The 26,491-nt window shown below is 48.6% G+C and carries 24 protein-coding genes and 1 other annotated feature; of the genes, 16 read left to right on the top strand and 8 right to left on the bottom strand.

Annotation, left to right across the window (positions count from 1 at the left end):
• Positions 1-67: 67 nt before the first annotated feature.
• The 7 genes from KNP87_RS06935 (at position 68) to KNP87_RS06965 (ending at position 8,576) form a co-directional block, all read left to right on the top strand.
• Positions 68-895 carry a fumarylacetoacetate hydrolase family protein gene (locus tag KNP87_RS06935; protein ID WP_214721204.1) on the top strand — a complete coding sequence of 276 codons (828 nt, stop codon included), beginning with the start codon at positions 68-70 and terminating at the stop codon, positions 893-895.
• 231 nt (positions 896-1,126) lie between these two features.
• The gene (locus KNP87_RS06940) at positions 1,127-1,873 is read left to right on the top strand and encodes a DeoR/GlpR family DNA-binding transcription regulator (protein ID WP_014970033.1); all 747 of its coding nucleotides are present in this window, start codon (positions 1,127-1,129) and stop codon (positions 1,871-1,873) included.
• A complete protein-coding gene (pfkB, locus tag KNP87_RS06945; RefSeq protein ID WP_214721205.1) occupies positions 1,870-2,790 on the top strand; it encodes a 1-phosphofructokinase in 921 nt (306 codons plus the stop codon). Before KNP87_RS06940 ends, pfkB begins: the two co-directional genes overlap by 4 nt.
• A 17-nt stretch (positions 2,791-2,807) precedes the next feature.
• Positions 2,808-4,742, top strand: coding sequence for a PTS fructose transporter subunit IIABC (locus KNP87_RS06950; RefSeq protein ID WP_026833419.1), 1,935 nt, complete (start codon positions 2,808-2,810; stop codon positions 4,740-4,742).
• A 117-nt stretch (positions 4,743-4,859) separates the two neighbouring features.
• A complete protein-coding gene (locus tag KNP87_RS06955; RefSeq protein ID WP_026833418.1) occupies positions 4,860-6,005 on the top strand; it encodes an FUSC family protein in 1,146 nt (381 codons plus the stop codon).
• Positions 6,006-6,069: 64 nt separating this feature from the next.
• Positions 6,070-6,273 (top strand) — a binding site (T-box leader).
• A gap of 60 nt (positions 6,274-6,333) precedes the next feature.
• Positions 6,334-7,980 carry an aromatic amino acid hydroxylase gene (locus KNP87_RS06960; protein ID WP_214721206.1) on the top strand — a complete coding sequence of 549 codons (1,647 nt, stop codon included), beginning with the start codon at positions 6,334-6,336 and terminating at the stop codon, positions 7,978-7,980.
• A 74-nt stretch (positions 7,981-8,054) separates the two neighbouring features.
• Positions 8,055-8,576: a pyrophosphohydrolase domain-containing protein gene (locus KNP87_RS06965; RefSeq protein WP_353049357.1), complete on the top strand. Its 522-nt coding sequence runs from the start codon at positions 8,055-8,057 to the stop codon at positions 8,574-8,576.
• Between the two features lie 48 nt (positions 8,577-8,624).
• Here the strand turns inward: KNP87_RS06965 and KNP87_RS06970 are convergent, their stop codons facing one another.
• From KNP87_RS06970 to KNP87_RS06980, 3 genes are all read right to left on the bottom strand, one after another.
• Positions 8,625-8,912, bottom strand: coding sequence for an MGMT family protein (locus KNP87_RS06970; RefSeq protein ID WP_026833415.1), 288 nt, complete (start codon positions 8,910-8,912; stop codon positions 8,625-8,627).
• The gene (locus KNP87_RS06975) at positions 8,909-9,880 is read right to left on the bottom strand and encodes a cation diffusion facilitator family transporter (RefSeq protein WP_214721208.1); all 972 of its coding nucleotides are present in this window, start codon (positions 9,878-9,880) and stop codon (positions 8,909-8,911) included. Before KNP87_RS06975 ends, KNP87_RS06970 begins: the two co-directional genes overlap by 4 nt.
• Before the next feature lie 130 nt (positions 9,881-10,010).
• Complete coding sequence (locus KNP87_RS06980; RefSeq protein ID WP_026833413.1) at positions 10,011-10,499, bottom strand: pyridoxamine 5'-phosphate oxidase family protein; 489 nt, start codon at positions 10,497-10,499, stop codon at positions 10,011-10,013.
• A gap of 162 nt (positions 10,500-10,661) precedes the next feature.
• Here KNP87_RS06980 and KNP87_RS06985 point away from each other — a divergent pair, with 162 nt between their 5' ends.
• On the top strand, positions 10,662-11,675 hold the full coding sequence (locus KNP87_RS06985) for an LLM class flavin-dependent oxidoreductase (protein WP_147512480.1): 1,014 nt from the start codon (positions 10,662-10,664) through the stop codon (positions 11,673-11,675).
• Between the two features lie 18 nt (positions 11,676-11,693).
• On the opposite strand, the gene KNP87_RS06990 is transcribed toward KNP87_RS06985, so the two are convergent.
• Positions 11,694-12,962 (bottom strand): MFS transporter, encoded by a 1,269-nt coding sequence (locus tag KNP87_RS06990; RefSeq protein ID WP_214721209.1) that lies wholly within the window; start codon positions 12,960-12,962, stop codon positions 11,694-11,696.
• Positions 12,963-13,082: 120 nt separating this feature from the next.
• On the opposite strand from KNP87_RS06990, the gene KNP87_RS06995 reads away from it, so the two are divergent.
• On the top strand, positions 13,083-14,270 hold the full coding sequence (locus tag KNP87_RS06995) for a helix-turn-helix domain-containing protein (protein ID WP_214721210.1): 1,188 nt from the start codon (positions 13,083-13,085) through the stop codon (positions 14,268-14,270).
• Positions 14,271-14,313: 43 nt separating this feature from the next.
• Here KNP87_RS06995 and KNP87_RS07000 read toward each other — a convergent pair whose 3' ends face one another.
• Entirely contained in the window at positions 14,314-15,744 is a 1,431-nt protein-coding gene (locus KNP87_RS07000) for a C40 family peptidase (RefSeq protein ID WP_026833409.1), read from the bottom strand.
• 216 nt (positions 15,745-15,960) lie between these two features.
• Here KNP87_RS07000 and KNP87_RS07005 point away from each other — a divergent pair, with 216 nt between their 5' ends.
• Both KNP87_RS07005 and KNP87_RS07010 read left to right on the top strand, forming a co-directional pair.
• Positions 15,961-17,673, top strand: coding sequence for an ABC transporter ATP-binding protein (locus tag KNP87_RS07005; RefSeq protein WP_214721211.1), 1,713 nt, complete (start codon positions 15,961-15,963; stop codon positions 17,671-17,673).
• Positions 17,674-17,810: 137 nt separating this feature from the next.
• Positions 17,811-18,671, top strand: a complete 861-nt coding sequence (locus KNP87_RS07010) for a DUF4003 family protein (RefSeq protein WP_214721212.1) — start codon at positions 17,811-17,813, stop codon at positions 18,669-18,671.
• A 59-nt stretch (positions 18,672-18,730) separates the two neighbouring features.
• On the opposite strand, the gene KNP87_RS07015 is transcribed toward KNP87_RS07010, so the two are convergent.
• Positions 18,731-19,978, bottom strand: coding sequence for a lysine N(6)-hydroxylase/L-ornithine N(5)-oxygenase family protein (locus KNP87_RS07015; protein WP_119922575.1), 1,248 nt, complete (start codon positions 19,976-19,978; stop codon positions 18,731-18,733).
• Between the two features lie 78 nt (positions 19,979-20,056).
• Entirely contained in the window at positions 20,057-21,187 is a 1,131-nt protein-coding gene (locus KNP87_RS07020) for a S1C family serine protease (RefSeq protein WP_214721213.1), read from the bottom strand.
• 209 nt (positions 21,188-21,396) lie between these two features.
• Here KNP87_RS07020 and KNP87_RS07025 point away from each other — a divergent pair, with 209 nt between their 5' ends.
• Together KNP87_RS07025 and KNP87_RS07030 are read left to right on the top strand one after the other, a co-directional pair.
• Complete coding sequence (locus KNP87_RS07025) at positions 21,397-21,753, top strand: DoxX family protein (RefSeq protein ID WP_026833404.1); 357 nt, start codon at positions 21,397-21,399, stop codon at positions 21,751-21,753.
• Between the two features lie 25 nt (positions 21,754-21,778).
• Positions 21,779-22,162, top strand: a complete 384-nt coding sequence (locus KNP87_RS07030) for a hypothetical protein (RefSeq protein ID WP_119922578.1) — start codon at positions 21,779-21,781, stop codon at positions 22,160-22,162.
• A gap of 115 nt (positions 22,163-22,277) precedes the next feature.
• Here the strand turns inward: KNP87_RS07030 and KNP87_RS07035 are convergent, their stop codons facing one another.
• Positions 22,278-23,042 (bottom strand): SGNH/GDSL hydrolase family protein, encoded by a 765-nt coding sequence (locus KNP87_RS07035; RefSeq protein WP_214721214.1) that lies wholly within the window; start codon positions 23,040-23,042, stop codon positions 22,278-22,280.
• A gap of 126 nt (positions 23,043-23,168) precedes the next feature.
• On the opposite strand from KNP87_RS07035, the gene KNP87_RS07040 reads away from it, so the two are divergent.
• The 3 genes from KNP87_RS07040 (at position 23,169) to miaA (ending at position 26,465) form a co-directional block, all read left to right on the top strand.
• A complete protein-coding gene (locus KNP87_RS07040; protein WP_026828755.1) occupies positions 23,169-24,089 on the top strand; it encodes an ABC transporter ATP-binding protein in 921 nt (306 codons plus the stop codon).
• Entirely contained in the window at positions 24,082-25,080 is a 999-nt protein-coding gene (locus KNP87_RS07045; protein WP_026833402.1) for an ABC transporter permease, read from the top strand. The genes KNP87_RS07040 and KNP87_RS07045 overlap by 8 nt, the downstream gene beginning before the upstream one ends.
• 452 nt (positions 25,081-25,532) lie before the next feature.
• On the top strand, positions 25,533-26,465 hold the full coding sequence (gene miaA / locus KNP87_RS07050) for a tRNA (adenosine(37)-N6)-dimethylallyltransferase MiaA (protein ID WP_214721215.1): 933 nt from the start codon (positions 25,533-25,535) through the stop codon (positions 26,463-26,465).
• Positions 26,466-26,491 lie beyond the last annotated feature (26 nt).

Here is a 26,491-nt window from a genome sequence, read left to right on the forward strand (position 1 = left end):
TTTTTGGTGGAAAAGCAAACTGTATCGCAGATTTTTTCGGTATACTGGGAAAAAAGGGGGAGTACACATGAAATGGTTTCGTTTTGAGCAAGAAGGTCGTGCACGAATCGGTGTCGAGGTGGAGCAGGAACGGTATGATGTGACCGAACAAGTGTATACCGATTCATTACTCGAAGTCATCGTCCGGGGATTTGAGATGGATTTGGATTTGGACGTGGCACCTCGTCTGCAGGATTCCGTCCGATTGCTGGCACCTTACATACCATCCCGGAATGTCATTTGTGTCGGGAAAAACTATGCGGATCATATCAAGGAAATGGATACGGCGGGGGCAGGAAAGTTCGTCTTGTTTACGAAAGCACCGACCTCGGTCGTCGGTCCGTTTGATTCAATTGAACGTCATGCTGGATTAACGGATCAGTTGGATTATGAAGGGGAACTCGCAATCATCATCGGAACGACCGGTCGGGATTTGACGCCGGAGAACGCCTTGGATCATGTTTTTGGTTACAGTATCGTCAATGATGTGACGGCTCGGGATTTGCAAAAAGAACACGTGCAGTTTTTCCGCGGTAAATCGCTCGACGGATTTTGTCCGTTTGGTCCGGTCATCGTGACGGAAGACAGCTTTGATCCGACGGATGTGTTGGTCGAGACACGGGTGAACGGTCAGCTCCGTCAGTCGGGGTCGACGAAATTGATGCTCCGTGATGTCGTGACGATTCTGACGGAAGTGTCGCGTGGAATGACGCTTGAAGCAGGCGATGTCATCGCGACGGGAACACCGGCCGGCGTCGGACATGGAATGACACCTCCAACGTATCTTCAAGATGGAGATATCGTCGATGTATCGATTGAAGGGATCGGTCATCTGCAAAATAAAGTCAAAGCTTGAAATTGAATAGTCGATGACCGTCTTTTTTAAAACCGCTCAGGGGATGAGCGGTTTTTTTGTGTAAACGGTCATCATATGACCGTTTTTGGTGTATAATAGACGTATAAGAGGACATTATTGTCGAATAAAGTCACATTTTGAAGGTTTTTTGACGAAAAACATAAAAAGTTGAACGATTTTGATTGATTTTTAAATGTAAACGCTTTATATTAAAGATGCGGAGGGAAACCAATGTTAACGAAAAAACGCCATCAACTGATTCTCGAGTTACTGGCTCGAGAAGAAGTCGTCAAAATGCAAACCATCGTCGATCAGACGGGAGCCAGTGAATCCACGATTCGCCGAGATTTATCGCAGTTAGAAGCAGCGGGACATCTTCGACGGGTTCATGGCGGGGCGACCGCCAATCACTTGCAAATTGATGAACCGAGTTATTTCGAGAAAAGTGATCGTTTCGTCGAAGAAAAGGACCGGATTGCCCAAGCGGCAGCCGACTTGATCGAAGACGGGATGTACGTTTATCTCGATGCGGGAACGACGACACTTGCCATCGTTCCTTACCTCGAACAAAAGGCGATTACAGTCGTGACGAACAGTCTTCCTCTAGCGAATACGTTACTCTATCACCGTATCCCGACGTTCGTCGTCGGAGGGCAACTCAAGCATTCGACGCAAGCACTGGTTGGTTACAACGCACGTGAAGGAATGTTGATTTACCATTTTGATGTCGCATTTCTTGGGATGAACGGTGTTCATCCGACACAAGGATTCACGACGCCGGATCCGGAAGAGGCACTCGTAAAGAAGACAGCGATTGAGTTGGCAAAAAAGTCTTACGTATTAGTAGATGAGACGAAGTTGGATGAAATCAGTTTTAGTCGGGTCGCTTCATTGCGAGCGGCGACGATCATCACGACGACATCGAGCGAACAAGAAGCGAAATACAGTCAATATACAGAGGTGGTGAACGCGAAATGATTTATACACTGACACTGAACCCATCGATCGATTATTATGTCACGTTGCCGGTATTTGAAGCCGGTCAGGTCAACCGTGTTGAACAAGCCGAAAAAGTGGCGGGTGGAAAAGGGATCAACGTCTCACTCGTCCTGAAGAACTATGAGGTCGAAACAGAGGCACTCGGGTTTTTAGGAGGAAGCACCGGACAATTCATTCGCAATGAATTGGAGAAACAAGGTGTTTTGACAGCCTTTACGCCGATTGCCGATGAGACGCGGATCAACGTTAAAATTCGTGCCGATCAGGAATCGGAACTCAATGCAGCGGGACCGAACATTCAAGAAGATGAATTAAACGCGTTACTGGCAGCATTCGAGACGATGCAAGCAGGCGATATCGTCGTCTTTGCCGGCAGCATCCCAAGCAGCTTGCCGCAAGATTTGTACCGGAAGATTGCACAAGTATTAACGAAGCGTGGTGTCAAATTTGCCGTCGATACGACAAAAGAAGCGATGCTCGAAGTATTGCCGCTTGGTCCATTCATGATCAAACCGAACCACCACGAGCTGGGCGAGATCTTTGACGTCGAGATAACGTCAAAAGAAATGGCCGTCCCGTACGCTCAACAACTGGTGGAACGTGGCGCAGAGAATGTCATCATCTCCTTTGCAGGGGACGGTGCGTTACTCGTCAATAAACAAGGAGCTTACACGGCAAACACGCCAGCCGGTAAACTGATCAATTCCGTCGGTGCCGGTGATTCGCTTGTCGCTGGATTCGTTGCCAGTCATGCCCTCGGCCGACCTCCGGAAGAAGCCTTCCGTTACGCCGTCACGACAGGCAGTGCTTCTGCTTATTCCTTCGGATTATGCACAAAAGAAGATATCGATCGTTTATTAACCGACGTAAAAGTCGTTGAACTCATTCAATCATAAAAAGGAGTGACTAACTCATGAAAATCACAGATCTTTTGACACGCGACACCATCAAATTAGATTTACGTTCGTCTACGAAAGCAACCGTCATTGACGAGCTCGTCGATGTCCTCGATCGTGCAGGGAAATTAAATGACCGTTCTGCTTACCGTGAAGCGATTTTGGCACGGGAAGCCCAAAGTACGACGGGACTTGGTGAAGGCATCGCCATTCCACACGCAAAGACGGCAGCCGTTAAATCACCGGCTATCGCCTTTGGACGTTCGACAGGTATCGATTACGAAGCACTCGACGGACAACCAAGCCGTTTGTTCTTTATGATTGCAGCCGGTGAAAATGCCGATAACGCCCACCTTGAAACGTTATCCAAACTGTCGGTTTATCTGATGGACATGAAGTTCCGGGATACGATTCTCTCGGCTCGTTCGGAAGATGAAGTGATTGCTGCGATTGAAGCAAAAGAACGGGAAGAAGAAGGTCCGGTCGATGTCTCTTCTCCGGAAGTCGCAAAAGACGCACCATACATTCTCGCCGTTACAGCATGTCCAACCGGCATTGCCCACACGTATATGGCAGCTGATTCCCTCCGTCAAAAAGCGGAAGAAATGGGTGTCCGGATCAAAGTCGAAACGAACGGTTCAACCGGTGTCAAAAACGGTTTGACGAGTCAAGATATTCAAGATGCGACAGCAATCATCGTCGCAGCGGACAAAGCCGTCGAGATGGATCGCTTCAACGGGAAACACGTCGTCGAAGTACCGGTTGCCCAAGGTATCCGTAAACCAAAAGAATTGATTGACCGTGCCGTTAAACAAGATGCGCCTGTCTATAAAGGCAGCGGGTCAAGCGACAGCTCAAAACCAGCACGTGGTGGTTTCTATAAACACCTGATGAGCGGGGTTTCTGCGATGTTGCCACTCGTCGTCGCCGGTGGTCTGTTGATCGCGATCAGCTTCTTCTGGGGCATCAACTCCGCTAATCCGGATGACGCATCATACAATGAGTTTGCCGCACAATTGATGTCGATTGGTCAGGCAGCATTTGGTCTCTTGATTCCTGTTCTTGCCGGATTCATCGCGATGTCGATTGCTGATAAACCAGGTCTCGCACCAGGTTTAATTGCCGGTTTCCTTGCAAGCCAAGGGAACGCTGGATTCCTCGGTGGATTGATTGCCGGTTTCCTTGCCGGTTACGTCGTTCTCTTACTGATCAAAGTCTTGCAAGGTCTTCCGAAAGCACTGGAAGGCATCAAGCCGGTCTTGCTTTACCCGTTATTCGGTTCATTCATCACGGGTATGATCATGCTTCTTGTCATCAACGAACCAATCGCTGCCTTCATGACATGGTTGACGGATTCACTCAACGGTCTCAGCGGCGGAAACGCTATCCTACTCGGTATGCTCGTCGCAGCGATGATGGCGATCGATATGGGTGGTCCAATCAACAAAACAGCTTACGTTTTCGGAACAGCCGCATTAACAGCAGGAAACACGGAAGTCATGGCAGCCGTCATGGCGGGTGGTATGGTTCCACCGCTTCTCGTAGCCTTCTCGTCTACGTTGTTCGCACGTAAGAAATTTACACCACAAGAACGGGAAGCCGGTATCGCAGCTTACGCAATGGGTGCTTCATTCGTCACAGAAGGTGCGATTCCATTCGCAGCAGCAGATCCACTTCGTGTCATCCCGTCAAGCGTCATCGGTTCAGCAATCGCTGGTGCCTTGACAATCGTCTTCGGTGTGTTGCTTCCGGCACCACACGGCGGTGTGTTCGTCTTCCCATTACTTGACGGACCATCGGGCACATTGATGGCAGTCCTCAGCTACGCTGGTGCGATCTTAATCGGAGCACTCGTCGGAGCAGCCATCCTTTCGATCTTGAAAAAACCGCTCGTCGATCAAGAAGTCGCGAAAAAAGAAATGACTTCAGGCGCAGGTACAAAAGCATCATAATCGATTGATTGGATCTCAAAATCACTCCAAGGCGACTTGGAGTGATTTTTTAATTGCGTTTTTCGGGTATTAGAGCAAGAATAGGGGACGTATCTACAATATGAAGGAGGTTCGTATATGGGCGGTCAATCTCTACAAATCGGACCACGTACCATCAAAACAGGACTTGCGGTCATCTTGGCCTTGATCATTAGTGATCTGTTTAATTTAAGCCCAATCCTACCTGCGATTTCAGCGGCGACAACCTTGTTGCCGTCCGTTTATCAGACATGGAAACAGTTTCTCGAGGAAGCGGAAGCCAACTTGATCGGCGCCTTCCTGACGCTCGTCTCACTCTGGATTTTAGGTGACAATCCGGCCAATCCATTGGCGATCGGAATCGTCATCATGGCAGCGATCTCGATTTTGCTTGCCTTTGGCTTCGGTCGGACGATTCCTCACGTCGTCTTGATGATTATCGTCATTCTGGAGAGTGTTGAAGGGGCGACGGATCCGTTATGGCAAATCGTCTTGATCCGTTACTTACTCGTCATGCTCGGGATCGGTTGTGCGCTCGGTGTCAATGCCTTGATTTTCCCGCCGCGTTACGGGAACGTCTACTATCAAAAGGCCTCAAAACTCTTTGAGAAGCTGCTTGTCGTCACGCGGGCAATCGCCTTTGAAGGAAAAGTCACACCATACCGGTCAGCGATCGACAAAATGAGCCGCTCGATGCTCGAGACGAAGACACTGTTTAATCTGCATCGGGAAGAGATTCGCGGCTCGCGGCAGCGGCATGTCTCGTTATTACGGAACTTGATCATCCTGCAACACATGCAGGCGTGCCTGGAACGGGGTGTCGCGACGGCAGAACGGTTCCGGGAGCGGGAGCAGGCACTCTCGCACATCGCAGACGATTTGCGGAGTGAACTGTTTTATCACGTCATGCACATCGCCCAGCGTCAGGAAAAGGTCTTGTTGACGTATGACCTGTTACTGACGGAAGAACCGCTCGCGATGGAAGATCTCGTCAAAGAAAACATTGCTTTCGTCAAACATTCCTTCCTTGATCGGGATGAACTCGAAGAAGAATTGATCATGGAAATTTTGCCGATTGTCGTCGCAATGAATGAATGGATCCAGGAACTGGAACTGTTCGAAAAACGGCTTAACGGTGCGCTTCGACGCCATGTGACATCGCTGTCGATCGAACAAAAATCCGTCCGCGATAAAACATTTAATCGTTTTAAACGAAAAAAAGCGATTGACGAAAGTAAAAAGTAAGCGTATAGTCCTCCTTAACAACACTTTAGTTGCTAACAGCGTAACAGCATAACAGAATGAAAGAAGTTAGACGAAGACGAAACCGAAGTAGAAACAATCTCCCTGTTTCAGAGAGCACGTGGCGCTGCGAACGTGTACACAGATTGGGTCGAATTACAGTTTCCGAGTCTCTTGCCACGCAAGCGGAGAAAACCGTTATCCCGTAATGAAGCGATCTATGTCTATGTAGATTATCAGGGTGGTACCGCGGCCTTTCGTCGTCCCTGTCGAACATCTTTGTTCGGCAGGGACTTTTTGTTGTTCATCTACTTTCAAGGGGGAAATTCATATGTCTACACCAATCATTCCAAGTCACTTACAACCACACGTCGCACCGCAGCACTACGAAGATTACACGCCGACGGACCATGCGGTCTGGCGTTACGTCATGCGACTGAATTTAAATACATTACAAGATACGGCACATCCGGCATACCTTGAAGGGTTGGCAGCATCCGGTATCAGTCCGGAACGGATTCCGGATGTCCGTGATATGACGGCGAACTTAAGTCGGGGCGGTTGGGGGACGGTTGCTGTTGACGGCCTGATTCCCGGTGTCGCGTTCTTTGACTTCCAAGGTCACGGTTTGTTGCCGATCGCAACCGATATCCGCAAAGTTGATAACATCCTCTACACACCGGCTCCTGACATCTTGCACGAGGCGGCAGGTCACGCGCCGATCTTGATGAATCCGACATACGCGGAATTTGTCCGCCGGTTTGGTGAAATCGGAGCGCATGCCTTTAACCATAAAGCCGAGCATGATGTCTTCAAAGCACTGAAGAAACTGACGATCGTCAAAGAAAGTCCGTTCTCGACACCGGCAGACATCGAGCAGGCAGAAGTCGCGCTCGCCGAAACCCGGACCCACGTGACCGGGATTTCCGAAGCCAATGAAATTTCGCGTCTGTTCTGGTGGACCGTCGAGTTTGGTCTCATCGGCGACATCAACAATCCGCAAATCTACGGTGCCGGTCTTCTGTCATCAGTCGGCGAAAGCCGTCACTGCTTGACGGATGCCGTCACAAAACATCCGTTTTCACTCGCAAAAGCACTGGCGACGAAACATGACGTGACAAGCATGCAAAAGGAACTGTTTGTCTGTGAATCGTTTGAGCAACTCCGGGATGCGTTAGAAGAATTTGCGCAGACGATGTCATACGTCCGCGGCGGTATCCACGGTCTGACGAAAGCTGTTGAATCGGGCAACTTGTCGACGCTCGTCTTTGAGAGTGGTGTCTCCCTCGTCGGTGTACCGGATACCCACGAGATTCATGAATCACTGCATCTCGTTAAGCTGACCGGTCCGACGGCGCTTGCGGCGAATGGGGAAGTGATGACGGGTCAAGGACTTGCGGACCACCCGGAAGGCTTTACACTGTTACACGGATCTGAATTAAACAAAATCCTTCTGCAAGTGAAAGTCGGCGAACAGCTAGACTGGAAAGAAGGTTCGGTTCAGGTGACAGGACAGATTTCAGCGATCCAAAACGTCAACGGTCACCGTGCACTCGTCATCCTGGAAGACGCGCAGGTGACAAAAGACGGAGAAACGACGGCGATGAGCCGGATGGAGTTGATTGTCGGTGACATCACGTCAGCCTTCCCGGGAACAGAAGTCGAAGCACTGAAACCGATTCCGGAGACGGTTGAGTTTGAACGTGTCGAGCGACCGCTGACGGCGGCTGATCCAATCTTTGAAGCAGTGCGCGAGATGCGCGAAGGACGAGCGGATCGTCAATTGTTGCCACAATTGATTGATCAGACGCTCAGCCAACTGCCGGACGCCTGGTTACTGCGCCTCGAGTTACTCGAACTGGCGGATGAAGTCGATCAAGCGCGTCTGATTGCCGATCTTGACCGTCTCAAACAGACGTCAAAAGAACGCGAGGAATTGATCAGCCGGGGAATCCGGTTGGTGGATCACGTCCGATAACCGATGAACGCATCGAGAAATCTCCCGAAATCTGTTAGAATGAAAACCGTTCGAGAGTGAAACGGAACAGGGGAGTGATCGATTTGAAACAACCAAATTATTATCAAGACGTCAAACAGTTCCATCAGACGTTCCATCATCCGGGTGCGGACCACCCGACACCGATTCCACTGGAACGCGGAATCAAGCGGGCGACCTGGACGGCAGAAGAAGCTGTCGTCGAGTTTCTGCACCAGTCCTCACGTGATGAAAACGAATTTTTAGCAGCAATCGAGACCTTTAAGACGGGGCTTGATCGGGCGGTTGAAAAATCGTTACGCGAGACGTATCCGACGACTGAAGTGGAACAACTTGTCGGTCAAGGCGATGCCTTGACGGACGCCCTGTACTTCATCATGGGCAGTTTCGTTGAAGCGGGACTTGAACCCGGACCATTGTTCGAGATCGTCCAACAAGCCAATATGGCAAAACTCGGTCCCGACGGTCAACCGATCTTCCGGGAATCGGATCAAAAGGTCATGAAACCGGAAGGCTGGTTGCCGCCGGAACCGCAACTGGAGGCAGAAGTCTTACGTCAAATGAAGCAAAAAGCTTAAAAAAAGGAAGCGGATCGCATCGAGAGATGCGATCCGCTTCCTTTTTGTTCAGACCTGATAACGGGATAAAGAAAGTTTGCCCGCCCGGTCAAAGACAACACCTTCTGCCTCGAGGGCCAATTGTTGCTCCTCGCCCTCAAGAGAGATTTCGCCTTTAGCATTCAAGACACGGTGCCATGGTAACTGTTCCGTCCGACTCAGGCTGTGGAGAATCCGGGCGACTTGTCGTGCTGCCCGCGGATTACCGGCGAGACGGGCAACTTGTCCATAGGTCATGACCCGCCCTGGTGGAATCGAACGGATGATTTGAACGACTTTCAGCGTAAACGGATTCATCGTGTTTCGTTTGTCGAGACGATGTACTGTTGGATGTTGTCGTCTTCATCAAATCCGATGGTCACATCAATGATGCCTTGTTGCAGACGGATTTGAAGTTCAAGCCGGTCTTTGATGTCATCGGCCAGGGCAATGGTCAACGTCGGATCGACTTCGATTTCGACTTCGACATGAAAATGATCGCCTTCCTTGATGACTTCAAGTTTGCTGATATCCCGGACATCCGGATCGCGCATGATGATGCCTCCGATACGTGCTGCCATCGTCTCATCCGCTTCTCCAAGTGCACCGGCCGCATTTTGTAAAAAGACGTTACCAACGACGTAAAACATCATTAAACCAATGATGATGGAAGCGATCCCTTCTGCTTGATGAAACGGTGTCAGATGCGAAATGATGACGGCAATCATTGCGACGAGACCACCCGCCGTTGCGACCAAATCTTCGAGGAAGACGAGCCGTGTTGCCGGTTTTGCCTGTTTCAAGGCCCGGAAACTGTCGAGAATCAGCTTTGGACCTTTTGACGTCAAGCGGGCATCGTGTGCGATTTCTTGCATCGCTTTATAAAAGACACCACTTTCGAGCACGACACCGACAAACAAAACGGACAGTGTGATCCAGAAGCCGGTCGATTCCGTCGGTTTGATGATGTGGGCGATTCCTTCATGAATCGTTTCATATGCCATGATGCCGACGAATAAGATGGCGCCGAGCAAGACGAGATTGACGAGACGACCAAATCCGTTCGGGAATCGTTTTGTTGGTGCCTTTTTACTGAGGGCAGAGCCGATAAAAACAAAAAATTGATTGGCGGCGTCTCCAATCGTGTGCATCATTTCCGCAAACATTGCGACGTTGCCGGTTAAGACATAAGCGACGGCTTTGATGATGGCGATGACCGAGTTGACGATGCCGGCCGTCAGAGCAGAACGATTGCCCCGTTTTAATAATGTAATGAATTCTCCCATGATGCGTCTCCTTTAGCTAACAAACTTGATTACTAATAGTAGTATGTTACACCAGATGACGTGATTAAAACCAATTTGAACAAAAAAAGACCATGTCACCAAACGGCGACATGGTCTAGAAGGCAATGGATCAAGAAAGGTCCACTTTTTTATTGATTTCGTTCGAGTCATCGTTACCGACCGCTTTTTTCAAGAGTTGTTTTACGGATTTTGTCGTATTTCCGGTTTCCCAGTATTCGGCGCCTTCCGTATTCACCTTGATTAAGACGACTTTTGGATCTTCGTATGTCGTACCGAGATACGCTTCGTAACGCGGGCTCCAAAGTTCTTTTTTACGGTTGATGTCTTCGACGAATTCTGCTTTCCCGCGAATCGAGACGTATGATTTGTCGACATACGCGACGTTGACGTTCGGATTTTTAAGAATTTCGTTATATTTGCCTGTTTCTTTTGATGTAAGGAACCAGAGATCGCCATCGAACTCGATATCCTGAGTTTGCATCGGACGGGAGACAAGACCTTCATCAGAGACGGTCGTCAGCATCGCCGTTTCGATTTTATCGATTAATTTTTTGACCGTTTCGACTGCTTCTTGGTTTGATGTATGATTCGTTGACATGAAAAACACCTCATCCTTTAAGTTTTTGTTGCGGCTACTCTAGGAATGTTCCCTGATTTTCAAATTGAAAACGTCGCCATCCGGTAAACAGGCAGTTTTATTGCATTCAATTATCCGACAGGCGTACAGTTTAGACATGAAGTCAACACCAGAGGAGAGATTATATTGAAATTAAGTATTTTAGATCAATCACCGGTCTCAAAAGGACAAACACCTTCAGAAGCCTTACACGAAACGGTTGAACTTGCAAAAATCGCCGATGAACTCGGGTATACACGGTTATGGGTGTCGGAACACCACTTTGCGAAGACACTTGCCGGATCAAGTCCGGAAGTTCTGATCGCCTACATGGCAGCCGTCACAAAACAGATCCGTCTCGGTTCAGGAGGCGTCATGTTACCGCATTACAGTCCGTATAAGGTTGCGGAGAACTTCCGTGTCCTGGAAGGACTCGCACCAAACCGGATCGATTTAGGTCTCGGTCGGGCACCGGGCGGTATGCCACTCGCCACCCGCGCCCTTCAGGAAGGATCGTCCCCACGATTCGGAGGAGCAGATTACGGCGCACAACTCGATGATCTCGTCGATTATTTAAAAGACGGTGCCCCGGCTGATCACCGCTTCGCAGGACTTGTCGCGACACCGGAAATCGATACGACACCGGAAGCCTGGTTGCTCGGGTCAAGCGGCGGCAGTGCCTTGAATGCGGCGCAGCGCGGATTTGGTTTCGCCTTTGCCCACTTCATCAACGGACAGGGTGGTCAAGAAGTGATGGATTATTACCGTCATAACTTCATGGCGACGTCGTTTAATGAGACGCCGCAAACACTTGTCTCGATTTTCGTGACATGTGCCGAGACAACGGAAGAAGCGGAACGATTGGCTTCGAGTCTTGATTTGTCATTGCTCCTGCTTGAGAAAGGTGTCTCGTCAACAGGTACACCGACTCCGGAAGAAGCCGCGGCTTACCAGTACTCGTTCCAGGATCAGTTCCGGATTGCGGAAAACCGGAAACGGATGATCGTCGGTAACCCAGAATCTGTTGCGAAACAATTGCAGGAGCTTGCCGATTCATATGGAACCGATGAAGTGATGATTGCTTCGATGATTGCTGACAAGGAAGCAAAACAACAGTCACTCCGTCTGATCATGGACGCAGTCAAAGCAACGGTTTAAAAAACAGAGACGTTCATCTCAGCTCGCTGAGGTGGACGTTTTTTCGGTTTCAAGCGACGGATTTTCTTCTGAACGTTCTGCTTGGAGATCACGCCGCAGGATGAACATTCCGCTGCCGACCGTCAGCAACAGACCAAATGAGCTGATGCTAAACAATAGACTGAGCGAGACATAATCGCTCAAATAACCGAACAGTAACATACCGAGCGGCATGATCCCCATCGCGAGTGATTCCATGACGCCGATGACGCGCCCTAAGTAAGCAGGATCCGTCCGGCGTTGTACGATCAATTGGAGCGGGATGTTGGCCCGTAAAACAAGAAAGCCTTCAATAAAAGAAAAGAGGAAAAAGTAAGCAAACGACCAGCTGACCGGGATGAGACCGAGTAACGGCAAAATTGGGATGATAAAAAACACACCAAGTAAAGTAAGCGATTGAAAGACCGTCAGCAACGGACGTTTGATGGTGAAACGGGGTAAGGCAAGCAGCAGGGAGGAAAATAACAGTCCGACCCCTAACACAGCTTCGATCACTCCAAATTGAAACGGTGAGAACGACAGACGATCCAGTAATATGATCGGATACATGACTTCAAAGGCAATAAAAAAGAAATTTAAGACCAGTGCCATCATGATTAATGTCGTCAAGAGACGTTGTTTGAATACATAACGGTAACCGTCGCGGAAATCCGTCAAAAATGAAGCAGTGGTTTCAGCAGATGATGGGAGTACCCGGAAAGTCAGACGTGTATTCCAGATTGCCGCCAAGGCGAATAACGTTAACGGCAGGAGGGAAAAGAGATCAATTGGAGCAAACGATAATAAAAATCCGGCGAGCATCGGTGCACCGATCGAAGAGATGGAGCTGATGGTTGAAATCAAGGAATTGCCGCGTTGAAGTTCTGTCTCTTCAAGCAATCGGGTTAAGGAACTCATTAACGTCACGGACAGGAAGGTCGACAAGGACGTAAGGATTGCGCTGACAATCATGTAGTGAAGTGTGTGAATCGGGAAAAAGAAGGCGTAACCTGCAAATACTGTTAGCGTCAACGCACTGAATGTCTCCGTCAAGACAATCATTTTTTTGCGATTCCAGCGGTCGGCGAGGACACCGGCAACCGGAGACAGTATAATCCGCGGTACAGTTCCCGCTATGAGAACTAAAGCGAACTGAAGCCCGGACGACGTTTCACGTAAAACTGTCAAACCGGCGACGAACGTAAAAAGACTGGCGGCGAATAATGAACAAAACTTACCGAACAACAGTCGTTGTAAATTTTTCGACATCCTAATTCCTCCTTTTTGTTCAATCAGATTGAACTTTCCTTTATACTAGAGGAACAGGGAAGAATTGTAAATATAAAAGTTAAATTAAATTGAACTTTATGTTCGGGTGAGGGTGACAAGATGCTGGGAACACGAATCAAAACATTACGAAAAACGCAAAAAATGACACAGTCGGAAGTCGCTGAAGGTATCATGACCAAATCGATGCTCAGCATGATCGAGAATGGAAAAGCAACACCGTCCTTGCCGGCGCTGCAACGGATTGCTGAACGGTTGAATGTCTCAGTAGATGAACTCCTGCTCGATCCGCGTGTCACGGAAATGAAGCAACTCTTGGAACAAATTGAGTCGCCGAAAAGTGAGTATTATAGTGAGCAACAGATCATTGAGATGTTAAGCCCGTATCTTGATCCGGCTGTTCCTTCCTATTGGCAGGGGCAAATCTATCATAAATACGGTTTTGCTTTACGTTTTTTGAATCCGGAGGAAGGTCTTCGTTATTTTGAATTGGCATTTGATATTTTTAAAAATCTTGATCTACGGGATCAACAAATCGAGGTACAAATTTCAAAAGTCTATTTCCTGTTTTTTCTGCGCCGGTATGAAGAGGCCTATCAATTGATTGATGCAATGATGATCATTCAGGATATTCCGCTTTCGCACGAGACGTTTCTTGATTATCAGATGTTACAAGCACTTCGGGTCAGTGTGAAAGAGGACAACTGGACCGAGTCCATCGTCTTATTGCGGCAAGGAATTGCCTACATGCGAGAGAAAGGGGTTTATATTGAGGTCATTTCCTACCACCGTTTGCTGGCACTTTTCTTGAGCCTGACCGGGGACTATGCTTCGGCAAAAACTGAACTCGACAAATTAAATCATTTCTTTTTATTTACCGAAGCGAATGTGTATGAGCGTCTTCTCGTCGAATTGACGAAAGGAAGCATCGCGATTCACCAAAAAGACTATGCCGGCATTCGTTATGCCCGAGAACGCTTGGTAGAAGTCGATATCGAAGCCAGTTACCATTATACCGGACAGTTAGAGGTCTATCTTTGTTTATGGCAACAGCCTGGCGAAAAATTGGAGTTTGATTTACAGGGAGCCGTGGCAAAAATCTGGGGCAATGTACATATTTGGCGGGTTGCGAGCGAATATGATTTGTCGGAAATGTTGCGGACGCTAGCCCTTGCGATGACGAAGGGCGCCGGTCTTGAACACCGGGATGAGGTTGAACAAATGACGGCGCATCTTTCACGTGGTTATTTCAAACAGACAATAGAGCAGCTGTTGGCAGAACTGCATTAAAAAAACCTCTACCCGGAAACTGTTCCGGGCGGAGGTTTTTACATCAAAGCGCTTTAAAACCAAGTAATTTTTGTGTCCAATAGCGTTCAGACAGACGGCTGATGCCGAGTGAAGGTGTATTGGCATGAATGAACTGATCGTTGTTCAACATGATGCCAATGTGGGTCGGACCTGCTGCGTACGTATTTTCAAAGAAAATGATGTCGCCGCGGACCGGTTGACGTAATTTCGATAACTTTTGACCGAGGTAGCCGTCGTTGTTCCAGTAGCCGTTGACGTTTGTCCGAGCCACTTTATAACCCGCTGTGTTCAACGTGTAGTTGATGAAGCCGGAACAATCGAATCCACCATTGACCGGACTGCTTGAACCCCAGACGTACGGTGTGCCGAGGTATTTTTGTCCAATCGAGATCGCTTTTTCCATGATGCCGGAAGCCGGAATCGTCGGTGCAGGTGGTGTGACGGGTGGTGTCACCGGAGACGTGACGGATCCGGTCGTGATGTAGCTTTTGGCAACGTAATAATACGTCGTTCCAATCTTGATCTGATACCAGCCGGCGCTTGTTCCGGTTGTTTCACCGGATACTTGAACCGACGATCCGTGAGCCAGTTGTGTAAATACCGTTGACGACGTACTTGGAGCCGTCCGGACGTTTAAGCCGGTTGGGGCGTTGACTTTATACGGCTTCGACTGATCGACCGGTGTGACGGAGACACCCGGCGCAGGTGGTGTTTCTTTTGCTGACGCCAGCACATAATTCGACGCGACGTACACATTTTTTCCGTCGAGTTGAACTTGGTACCACGAGTCGACTGCACCCGTGACCTTCAAGACCGTTTTATGCGGTAATGTCTTATAAATCTTGCCGGTCGTTGAAGCCGACAGACGGGCGTTCAGACCTTCCTTGGCATTGACTTCATACTGTTTTGATGAGTCAACTGCTTTGACGGCCGTTGAAACCGGTGGTGTGACCGGAGTCGTGACCGGCGGTTTAGAGCCCGTCGTCACCGTTGATGTTTTAGCCGTGACGAGCGTCGTGTGCACGAAAGCCGGTTTTTTCTGATACGTAATTTCGTACCAGTCACCGGTTTTCTTTTTAACAGAAAGGCTGACGTTTTTAGCAAGTTTACCAAGCGATTTGGATGATGTCGTTGCCTTCTCACGGACGTTCACGGAAGCAGTGTTCGTTATGTAGGTCGTGGTTGTGGCTGCTTTTGCTGGCACCGTTTTGACGTAGGCGGCGGTGATGAATGCTTTTTTCGACTGGTGACGAATTTCGTACCAAGATCCCGTTTTCTTGACTGCCGTGACAGTCGTTCCTTTTTTGAGTGTCGTGATGACAGGAGCGGAAGTAGTGGCAGCAGTCCGGATATTGACGTTGTCTGTCAAGATGAGTGTCGTTGACGCGGCTTCGACGCCGGTTGCTGAACCGATCAGCGCGAGGGTCGTCAAAGTAAGAAATGTCTTTTTCACGTAGTGTGGCTCCCTTCCAAAATAACGAATCCAGTTCGATCAGAAATCGAATCATTGTTACCATTTTGTCATAACAAGCAGGGAATTCCCCTGATTTTAAAATATATTTTTTAAGAAAGAAATTCGATTCATTTTCAATAAAACAAGAAAGATTTGTAAACGAGAATTATTTTCAGTTATCCTGTACACTAAAGGTAATTTGGGAGGAGGACTTGCATGTTAAAACGGTTTTATCACTATTACATACCGCATAAACGATTGTTTTGGCTCGATTTTTCGTCCGCCTTGTTCGTCGGACTGCTGGAGCTCGCTTTTCCGCTTGCTGTCGCATGGTTCATCGATTCATTGTTACCGAACAGCGAGTTGAACTGGATCATTCTCGTCAGCATCGGATTGCTTGGATTGTACGTCATCAGCACATTGATGCAGTTTGTCGTCAACTACTACGGACACAAACTCGGCATCAACATCGAGACGGACATGCGGCGTCAATTGTTTAGACACGTCCAGAAACAGTCATTCCGCTTTTTTGACAACACGAAGACCGGTCATATCATGAGTCGGATCACAAACGATTTATTTGACATCGGCGAACTGGCCCACCACGGTCCGGAAGACGCCTTTATCGCTGTCATGACGTTAATCGGTGCTTTCTCCATCATGCTGACGATCAATGTGCCGCTTGCACTCGTCACGATCATTGCCGTCCCGTTCTTGATTTGGTTGATCAGTTACGCCAACGTTCGAATGAACCGTTCGTGGGACCGGATGTACGGGAACATCGCTGAGGTCAATTCCCGGGTCGAGGACAGTGTATCGGGCATCCGGGTCGTTCAATCGTTTACGAACGAAGCACACGAAGTGGCTCGCTTCGAGAAGGACAACACGACGTTCCGTAAATCAAAGATTAGTGCCTATAGAGTCATGAGTACGAGTCTGTCAGGCATTTACTTGACGACGCGTTTGATGACCCTCGCCGTCCTCGTCGTCGGTGCCTATCTCAGCTATACCGGAAAACTCACTTACGGAGAACTCGTCGGTTTCATCCTGTACATGAACATCTTGCTCAAACCGATCGACAAGATCACGGCGTTGCTTGAGTTGTATCCAAAAGGAATGGCAGGGTTCAAACGTTTCCTCGAGATGATTGATCACGATGAGGAACTCAAGGACGCTCCGGACGCCATTCACGTCTCGACGTTACGCGGCGCGATTCGGTTTGATGACGTCAGCTTCGGTTATGAAGCGGATCGTTTGATTTTAAAAGACATCAGTCTGTCGGTCGAACCGGGTCAGACGATTGCCTTCGTCGGAACATCCGGTGCCGGGAAAACGACGATTTGTTCGTTGATCCCACGATTTTATGATGTGCTTGACGGAGCGATTACGATTGATGGAATCGATATCCGTCAGATGACAAAAAGCTCGCTCCGGCAACAAATCGGCATCGTCCAACAGGATGTGTTCCTGTTTTCCGGGACAATCGCCGAAAATATCGCTTATGGGGATTTGACGGCAAGTCGTGAACAAATCATCGAAGCAGCGGAACGCGCACACTTAAGTCAGATGATTGCCGATTTACCGGACGGATTTGATACACAAATCGGGGAGCGCGGCTTAAAATTATCCGGTGGACAAAAACAACGGTTGGCCATCGCCCGGATGTTCTTGAAAAATCCGCCAATCCTCATCTTGGATGAAGCAACTTCAGCGCTCGATACAGAGACGGAAGCCATCATTCAAGAGTCACTGGCCGAACTGTCAAAAGACCGGACCACACTGATTATCGCCCACCGTCTGGCCACGATTCGTCAAGCCGACCGTATTTTGGTCGTCACGAAAGATGGCATCGTTGAAGACGGGACGCACGAAGAACTGGTCGAAAACGGCGGGTATTTCTCCCGTTTACTGGATCGGCAACGCGTCTAACCGTAAGTCGGAAACTCTTTTTTATTCACATGAAAAGGAGCTTCCGGCTTTTTTTGTCTGCAACCCGTTGATCGTCTGAGGAAAACGGAATGATTTCAAGGGAAGGGGGAACATATAAGGGAAGGGAGGACAGGAACATGTATGGACTATTTTGCGAAAACTACAACGAAACCTATTCGACCCTGCATGAGGAAAGTTCACATGACTTCCACCGCTTTTTTGCGCTGTCGTACACGATTCACAATACCGTCTTCCAGAAGGCGGGTTATGACCGGCTGATGCAAATCGTCAAGCAAAAAACGACCCGGTTTTCGGCATTACGCAGCCGTTACACGCCGCTGTTGATCTCCCACATCGAACTCAACAGCAACGAACCGGAACGACTGCTAGAGCGCGTGATTGAAGCCGAAAAACACATTAAACGACGTCTGATTAAAGAAAAAGCGGTTCGTCCGTTTTTTGCACTGGGTGAAGTGCTGAACCGGCAACAAGGCATCGATGCCTTGCCGTTGATGACGGAACTGCAAAAAACACATCCTGTCCTCAATCTGGCCAAACAATATGTCGTTGCCTCGACGTTAATGGAGACCGGTCCCTTACCGGAGAACTTTCTCGGGACAATCGAACAGTCCGAGCAATGGCTCGAGCAATGGATGAGCCCGTCAAGCGAACGGTTGATGACGGCCCAAATTTTGGGAGCGTTACCGGACCTCGATGCCCGAAAAAAACGTATCCAAATCTGGTGCGGAATGCTCGAGGAACGGGAAGTGCGAATCTGGGACCGGTTGTTTCCGTTACTTGCGTTACTTGAGACGACAGAACGGGTCGATATGATTTATGTGACGCGGATCGTCGATCGGGAGCGCTCGCGCAATCGATTTTCAGACGAGGTCAATTGGCTGATTGCGTTTCATTTATTGCTCGCGAAAACAGGGAAAAGCCGGATCCAATCCGCGTTATTGATTCTTGCGACGCTGGAACTGACAAAAAAGCCTTGAACAACACATTAAAAACGATCCTCGGCGGATAGGCTGAGGATCGTTTTTATTGCAGTCAGTTAGTTGAACGTCGTAAACGTCGCGTGTTGTTCGACCGGATACAATTCTTTTCCCGCGACATCATTTAAAATCAATTGATTGCGCGAGACCGACATACCGAGATTGTCAGCCGCCGGACCGTGCGACAATTCGAGGTTCGTCGTCGCATACAGATGGTGGTTCGCTTTGACGGTTCGATGAATCCGATAATTGGCATCGACCTTCCATGCCTGTTCTCCTTCAAACTCGATGTCGAGCCGGTTGACGAAACGCGGCAACGATGGAACGAAGCCGGTTGCAGCGACGACAGCGCCGGTTTTGGATGTCCGCTCATCGTGCAGTTCCGTATGGCGCATGGAGATTGTAAAGTCCTGTTCACGGGTAATCTGATTCACTTCCAGATTGGCACGAATATTGATCCGTTTTGCATCGTCCTGAGGCAGGTCATACAGATGTTCATAAATGGCCTGAAGTGTCTCGGGACTAATGCCGTTTTGCGACCGGGCAAACTTCGTCACCGCTTCTTGTCTCGTTTCAAGCGGCAGGCTGTTGAAGTACTGGACGTAGCTCGGCGAAAAGATTTCTTCTCCCAACTTACCGGTCTCAAGTGTTTCGAAGATTGTGGATCGGGAAATCCATTCGAGCTCAAATGTCTCAGGACGGTCACTCGTGAGCAGGTCGAGGAAAATTTCGGCTGCGCTTTGACCGGAGCCGACGATGCTGACTTTCTCTTGTTTGAGCAGGGACTCTTTTTCCATGACGTACTGTGTATTATGAATGACTCCGTCATCAAAACTAGCGGGAATCGATGGTTTTGAACCTGTACCAAGCACGATATTCCGTGTTTCGTATGTCGTCCGTTTGCCGGTTGCGACTTCTTCGACAAGCACTTCGTAACTGTCACCGGTATCTTGGATGTCGATGACGCGTGTCGAAAAGTGCAGGTCTTCCAATTGAGTCGATACCCATTTCAGGTAGGCATTGTACTCCTGACGGGAAATAAGTAGTTTTTCGTAAAAATAAAAGGTATGCAGACGATTGATTGACCGCAAATAATTTAAATACGTAAACGGGCTGGTCGGATCGGCGAGGGTGACAAGATCAGAGATGAAGCTTGTTTGCATCATCGAATCTTTGATCATCATGCCGGGATGCCAAGAAAACTGTTCACTTTCATCAAAAAATAACGTCCGTAACGGGGTTGGATGAGCCAGGGCGCTTAAGCCTAAATTCATCGGTCCGATACCGACACCAATTAAATCATACATAAAAAAAGCCTCCCAATCGATATTGTTATAAAACAATACCCGATATAGGAGGGGGTTGAAACGTACCTTGACAATTGTTTACAGTTGATCGGTCGTTGTGGTTTGCGTCGAAACCGTCAGTTGTTTTCCGTCACGAATGATCGTCAACGTGACATTTCCGTCAGATTTGATGAGAGCCGTTTTAATGTCAACAAAACTTTTGATTGCTTCATCATTGATCTTCGTGATGACGTCACCCGTTTTCAGTTTCGCGGATGCGGCAGGACTGTTCGGTTCAACCGACATGACGACGACACCTGTTTTTTGAGATTCCGGCAACTGGACTTGATCAAGCAGATAACCGGCCGGGAACGCCGACACATCCTGGAGCGAGACGCCGAGCGTCGGATGTTTCACTTCGCCGTTAGTCTCAAGTTGTTTTAAGATCGGTAACGCATCGTCAATCGGAATGCTGAAGCCGACGCCTTCGACACCGGTCTCGGCAATCTTCATCGAGTTGATGCCGACGAGTTGTCCCTGTTCATTAATTAACGCGCCACCGGAATTCCCCGGATTGATGGCGGCATCCGTCTGGATGACGGTCGTATTGAAGTCGTCCTGTCCATCCTTATTCGTATCGACAGGGACAGTCCGGTCGTTGGAACTGACGATCCCGCGGGTAACGGAGTTCTGGAACTCACCAAGCGGGTTCCCGATCGCGAGGACTGTTTGTCCGGCTTTTAAATCCGCTGATTTTCCAAGGGTGATGACGGACGGAACGTCTTTTGCCTCGACTTCAAGAACTGCGAGATCATACGTCTCGTCGCTGCCCAGTAATTTGGCACTGATCGTTTCTCCGTAGTTTAAAGTCACATCGAGTTTCGAAGCACCGTCGACGACGTGATGATTGGTGATGATATACGCTTTATCGTCCGCTTTTTTATAGATGACTCCAGAACCGGAACCACTGGCAGCTTCCTCTTGGTTCATAGCGTTCCCGGATTGGTAATTCGTGACCGTGACGACGGATTTTTGCGCCGTCGCAACCGCATTCGTGACGGGATCACTGGTCGTCGTCGACACTTGTTTCGGCATCCCGTTCGACAAAGGAGTGTCGGCGACCTGCTGTTCTTGATCCATCAAAATTGGAAAGGCGACTGTTGCGGTAAGTACAGCACCGATAATGCCTCCGGTCAGTCCCGGTAAAAGTTGTCTCGTTTTTCCTGCCATTAAAATCAATCCTTTCGTGTGTATTGTTCTGTCCTTAATGTATCAGATTCATCTGCGGGAAATGAAATTACGGTCGTTTTTCCGAAATGACTCATCATTCCCCACAATTTGACGACAATCTCAAACAGTTGAGCGAAGACGGGGAGTTCGGTACACTGAGTGTGTTTCGTACTTAGTAACAAACTTAGTCACAAAGGGAGATGTTTCAAATGAAGTATGTACTGCGTGTGTTGTATGGTGGCGGCTTGCTGTTCGCCGGGATCGGTCATTTTCGAAATGAAAAGGGATTTGTTAAGATTATGCCCGCTTTCATCCCGTTCAAACGCTTTTTCGTACAACTGTCCGGGGTCATCGAAGTATTGTACGGACTGATGTTACTGTCAGGTCGCGGTGTCGACATCGTCCGCAAGACGTTACCGGGCTTCCTCTATGCCGTCTTGCCGGCTAATATCAATATGGCCGTCAATCCAAAACCAATCAACGGAAAAAATTTGCCGGCTTGGGCTTTATGGACACGCCTGCCGTTGCAATGGGTGTTGATTGCACTTGCTAAACGTTTGAAATAAGTAAGTTGTTGCAGGAGGTTATTTGTTGGACTTTAAAGACATCAGAATCAACCGTGTCGACATGATCGAAAAGTTTGTTGCGGAATTCGAGATCACAGCTTTAAGATTTTTTGAAACGATTTATGCAGGAGATACGATTCATTACGGGGCTTTCAAAGTGAAAGTTTATGAAACGAATTACAATAACGACGATGCTCCGGAAGAAATCGGATTTACTGGATACACCAATTTAAGATTGAGAGATCCGGACGGCAACCATGAAGGTGGGATCGGATATGGTCTGACCGTTGAAGAATCCTTGCAAAAAACGACTGCTTATTTTTTAGATTTGATTGAAGAGTACAAATTGGATAAGGGAACAGGTCTTTCGAAAGAAGATTTCGTGATCATCCCCTATGATGAATTTTAATCAATTTATTCAAAGGATCTTCGAATCCAAAAGCATCAAAAGTTTTACGATGAATATTTGACGTGATAAAAGGGTTACCCGGAGCAGCACTTGTGCTCCAGGTAACCCTTTTTGTTTAAAAACGTTTTTCGACAGCAAGAATGGCTGCGTTGGCGATGTCTTCATATGTGGCATCGTTTGGATGGAATTGGTCGCTTGAAAGATCACGTTTGACATCACGTACGAGGTTAAACGTATCGATGATTTCGATATCATGTTTGATACCGAGTGTCCGTGATTTAGCGTTCCACTCTTGAACGATGGCGTCAAATGCTTCTCCGTTTTCGCTTGCGCGGAACGGATTATACAGTCCGACATAGAAGATGACGGCATCCGGATTTTCTTCCCGTAAGATGCTGAAGGTTTTTGCCAGATTGTTTTGAGCAGTCTCAATCGTGGCTGCTGTTTTTTTGGCATCAAAATTTGCGACACCTTCACCGCGGTTAAACAAATCATTCCCGCCGATTGTCACCGAGATGACTTTTGCTTGCGACAACGTCCGGCGGACTTCTTTTTGTTCGAGCTGTTTTAAGAGATCCTCCGTCCGTGCTCCGCTGACGGCTAGATTTTGGAAACGTTCGACACGATCGTTTTTGACAAAATCGCGACCGACGATAGCGGCGTAACTGTTTCCGTTTGAGGCACCGACACCACGTGTCAGGGAGTCACCCAGCGCGACGTACGTCCCGCCTTTTTTGACCGGTTCTTCCTTGGTTGGAGTCAAGACGGCTCGTTTTGGTGGATTGACGACATCATTGTAGGCACTGGCGAAACCGTACCCGAAGACTGCCGTTAGAATAAGAGAAACTACTAAAAAAAGTGGCCAAACATATCGTTTCATGAACCGTTCCTCCTTTTGCTGTTACTATGATTGTAGCAAAACTTTTCGAAATGTGCGGTTTTGAAGTGTTCCAATAAGGTAAATCATTCATTATTCCGCTAGAATAGATACTAAGAGGTGAGAGACGTGAAACCAACTGTAAAATTAGAATCAGTCACAAAGGTCATTGGAAAAAAGACAATCATCGACAATATTTCATTTGAAATCTTCCCAGGTGAAGTCTTTGGATTCCTCGGACCAAACGGTGCCGGGAAGACGACGACCATCCGGATGCTCGTCGGTCTGATTAAACCGACATCAGGTAAAATTACCGTGTGCGACTTTGATGTGCGCAAACAATTTGTTCAAGCGATGCAACGAATTGGTTCGATCGTTGAAAACCCGGAGCTCTATAAATATTTAACGGGTCGCGAAAATCTGCAGGTCTTTTCACGGATGTTACCAAACGTCGATGAAGCCCGGATTCAAGAAGTCATCGACTTGGTCGATTTGACAGCACGGGTCGACGATCAAGTCCGGACGTATTCCCTTGGGATGCGTCAGCGTCTCGGGATTGCCCAAGCCTTGCTTGGCCGTCCGGATGTCTTGATTCTTGACGAACCGACGAACGGACTCGATCCGATGGGAATCCGTGATTTGCGTCAGTTCATCCGGAAGTTAGTGGATGAGACCGGCTTATCGGTCCTCGTTTCGAGCCATATCCTGGCAGAAATTGAGATGTTGGCGGATCGCGTCGCCATCATGAGTTACGGAAAAATTGTTCAAGTCGGAACGGTCAAGGAACTGGTTGAGTCGCTTGCACCGGGTGTTGACTGGCGTGTCGATGATGCCTTTAAGGCAAACGAGATTCTGTCGGCGTCTCCTGACGTCCAAGTCTCGGAAATCGTTGACGCGAATACCGTCCATACGTTGATGGACGCCAGCAAGACACCAACGCTCAATAAACAATTGTTTGAAGCGGGCGTCGAAGTGTGGACGATCGAACGGAAAGTCCAGACGCTCGAAGATCTCTTCATCACATTGACAGGAGGAGATCACATTGCGTAATCCGAACATGCTCGGACTGATCCGAAACGAAGTCATGAAGATTGCCTCGAAAAAACGGTTTGCCGTCGTCGCCATCATCTTAGTTGTCCTCGTCTCGATGTTTACGTATGCCCAGTACCGGGACATTCAAGAGCAAATCAAGAAACAAGGCACACTCGACTGGCGTGTCGAATTGCAACAAGATATCGTCGATACGCAAAACCGTTTGGCCTCAAGCAGCATTCAAGACGAGTTTCGTCAGTTTCTTGAGTTTGACTTAAAACAAAATCAATACTATCTCGACAATGACATCAATCCGAACTATCCGGGGGCACCAACCTTCATCCGGATTTTCTTCTCCCAAGGATTGACGTTGATTCTCCCGCTCTTCATCATCGTCATCATGGCGGATATCGTCAGCGGGGAGCAAAATGACGGAACGATCAAGACCTTACTGTCGCGTCCCGTCCGGCGCTGGAAGATCTTGATGGCGAAATGGCTGACGACGTTGTTGTATACATCGATGCTGATGGCCCTGACCGCCGCCGTCTGTTATGGGATTTCCGGAATCGTCCTTGGATATGACGGGTGGACCGCGCCGATACTGACCGGATTCCAAGCCTCACCAAGCGGAACATTCTCGACCGAATTCGTGCATACGATTCCGATGTGGGAATATCTGTTGATGGCGATCGGTCTCGCCTGGATCGTCACAGCCGTAGTGGCGACGATTGCCTTAATGGTGTCGGTTCTGGTCAAGAACACAGCAACCGGTATCGGAATCATGATGGCTGTCTTGATTTCCGGAACATTGTTGACGACACTTGGTTCAAGCTGGACGAGTTCTAAATATCTCGTCAACGTGAACTTTGGGTTAATCAACTACCTTGATGGACAAGCACCACCGATTGAAGGAATGACGTTACCGTTCTCGCTCGCTGTCTTACTCTGTTGGACAATTGGTGCGTTGATCGTGGCGTTCTGGAACTTCACGCAAAAAGATATGTACTGATACACGACAAGAAAGCCCCTTCTCCATAATGGAAAAGGGGCTTTTTGCAGATGTCGGGCATCTGCGTGGAATCAAGAGGGGAATCCCTCTTAAAAGAAGCCGATGCAGGTCGGCTTCTGCGCTACGCAACAATCGTACTTTTATCATAGCGATTCCAGTAATTGGTGTCAAACCTGCTTGAAAGGGTTTACGAACGCCCGGATTTGTCAAAAGGTATGTAAAGACGACAGAGGAGGTGCCAAAAATGGCTGATTGGGGAATTATGCTGACAGGCTTAGTCATTTGTGGATGGTGTGTATTTAGTGCGGTATACGACGATTTCATCCGCCGTGTGTAACAGAACTCATTGAACCGTCTCCTTTCATAAGGAGGCGGTTTTTTTGTCGTGTCTGAGCTGGAGACAGATATGATACACTGACTACAAACACGTATAAGCTAGGAATGGTGATGTCATGAGTAAACAACCCGTCATCGTCATCGTTGGACCGACCGCCGTCGGAAAAACGAAGACAGGGATTGAATTAGCAAAAAAATTAAACGGCGAAATCATTTCGGGTGACTCCGTTCAAGTCTACAAACAGATGGACATCGGATCAGCGAAGGTGACGCATGAAGAGATGGAAGGGATTCCGCATCATTTGCTCGATCTGGTTGATCCGGACGACGAGATGAGTGTCGCCCGTTTTCAGACGTTGGCGCGAGCGGCGATTGATGAAATTGCGGCAAAAGGCAAGTTGCCGATCATCGTCGGCGGGACAGGGCTTTATATCCGGGCGATTTTGTATGATTATCAATTTACCGTCCAGGCGGAAGATAAGGCATTACGGCAGGAGTTGGAACAGTTTGCCAAAGATGAGGGCGCGCAAGTCCTTCATGATCGCTTGCGGCAGCTGGATGCAACCCGGGCGGATGCGATTCATCCGAACAATGTCCAACGGGTCGTCCGGGCGATTGAAGTCGCGATGAGCGGGCAAACACAAGTCTCGGGTAGCGAACCAAGTTTGTACGACAGTCTGTTGTTTGTCCTACATATGGAGGACCGGGACCAATTGTATGCCCGGATCGACCAGCGTGTCGACCTGATGCTCGAACAAGGACTGCTGACGGAAGTCGAGCAACTGGTCGCAGCCGGTTATCAGGAGACGAAAGCGATGCAGGCAATCGGCTATAAGGAAATCATGCCTGTGCTGGACGGCGCGCCGCTTGAGCCGGCTGTCGACGCATTAAAGCGGAATACCCGCCGCTTTGCGAAACGGCAATTGACGTGGTTCCGTCATCAATTTGACGGAAATTGGGTTGAAATGGGAAGGCTTTCATTTGAAGAAAACTTCAAAATTATCTATGATAGAACAGTAGGGTTCCTGAAAGCGGTTAAATCGGAGTAGCCTGAAGAGAAAAGCAGATAAAAAGA

It is taken from the genome of Exiguobacterium sp. s192, assembly GCF_018618795.1.
GTDB lineage: Bacteria > Bacillota > Bacilli > Exiguobacteriales > Exiguobacteriaceae > Exiguobacterium_A > Exiguobacterium_A undae.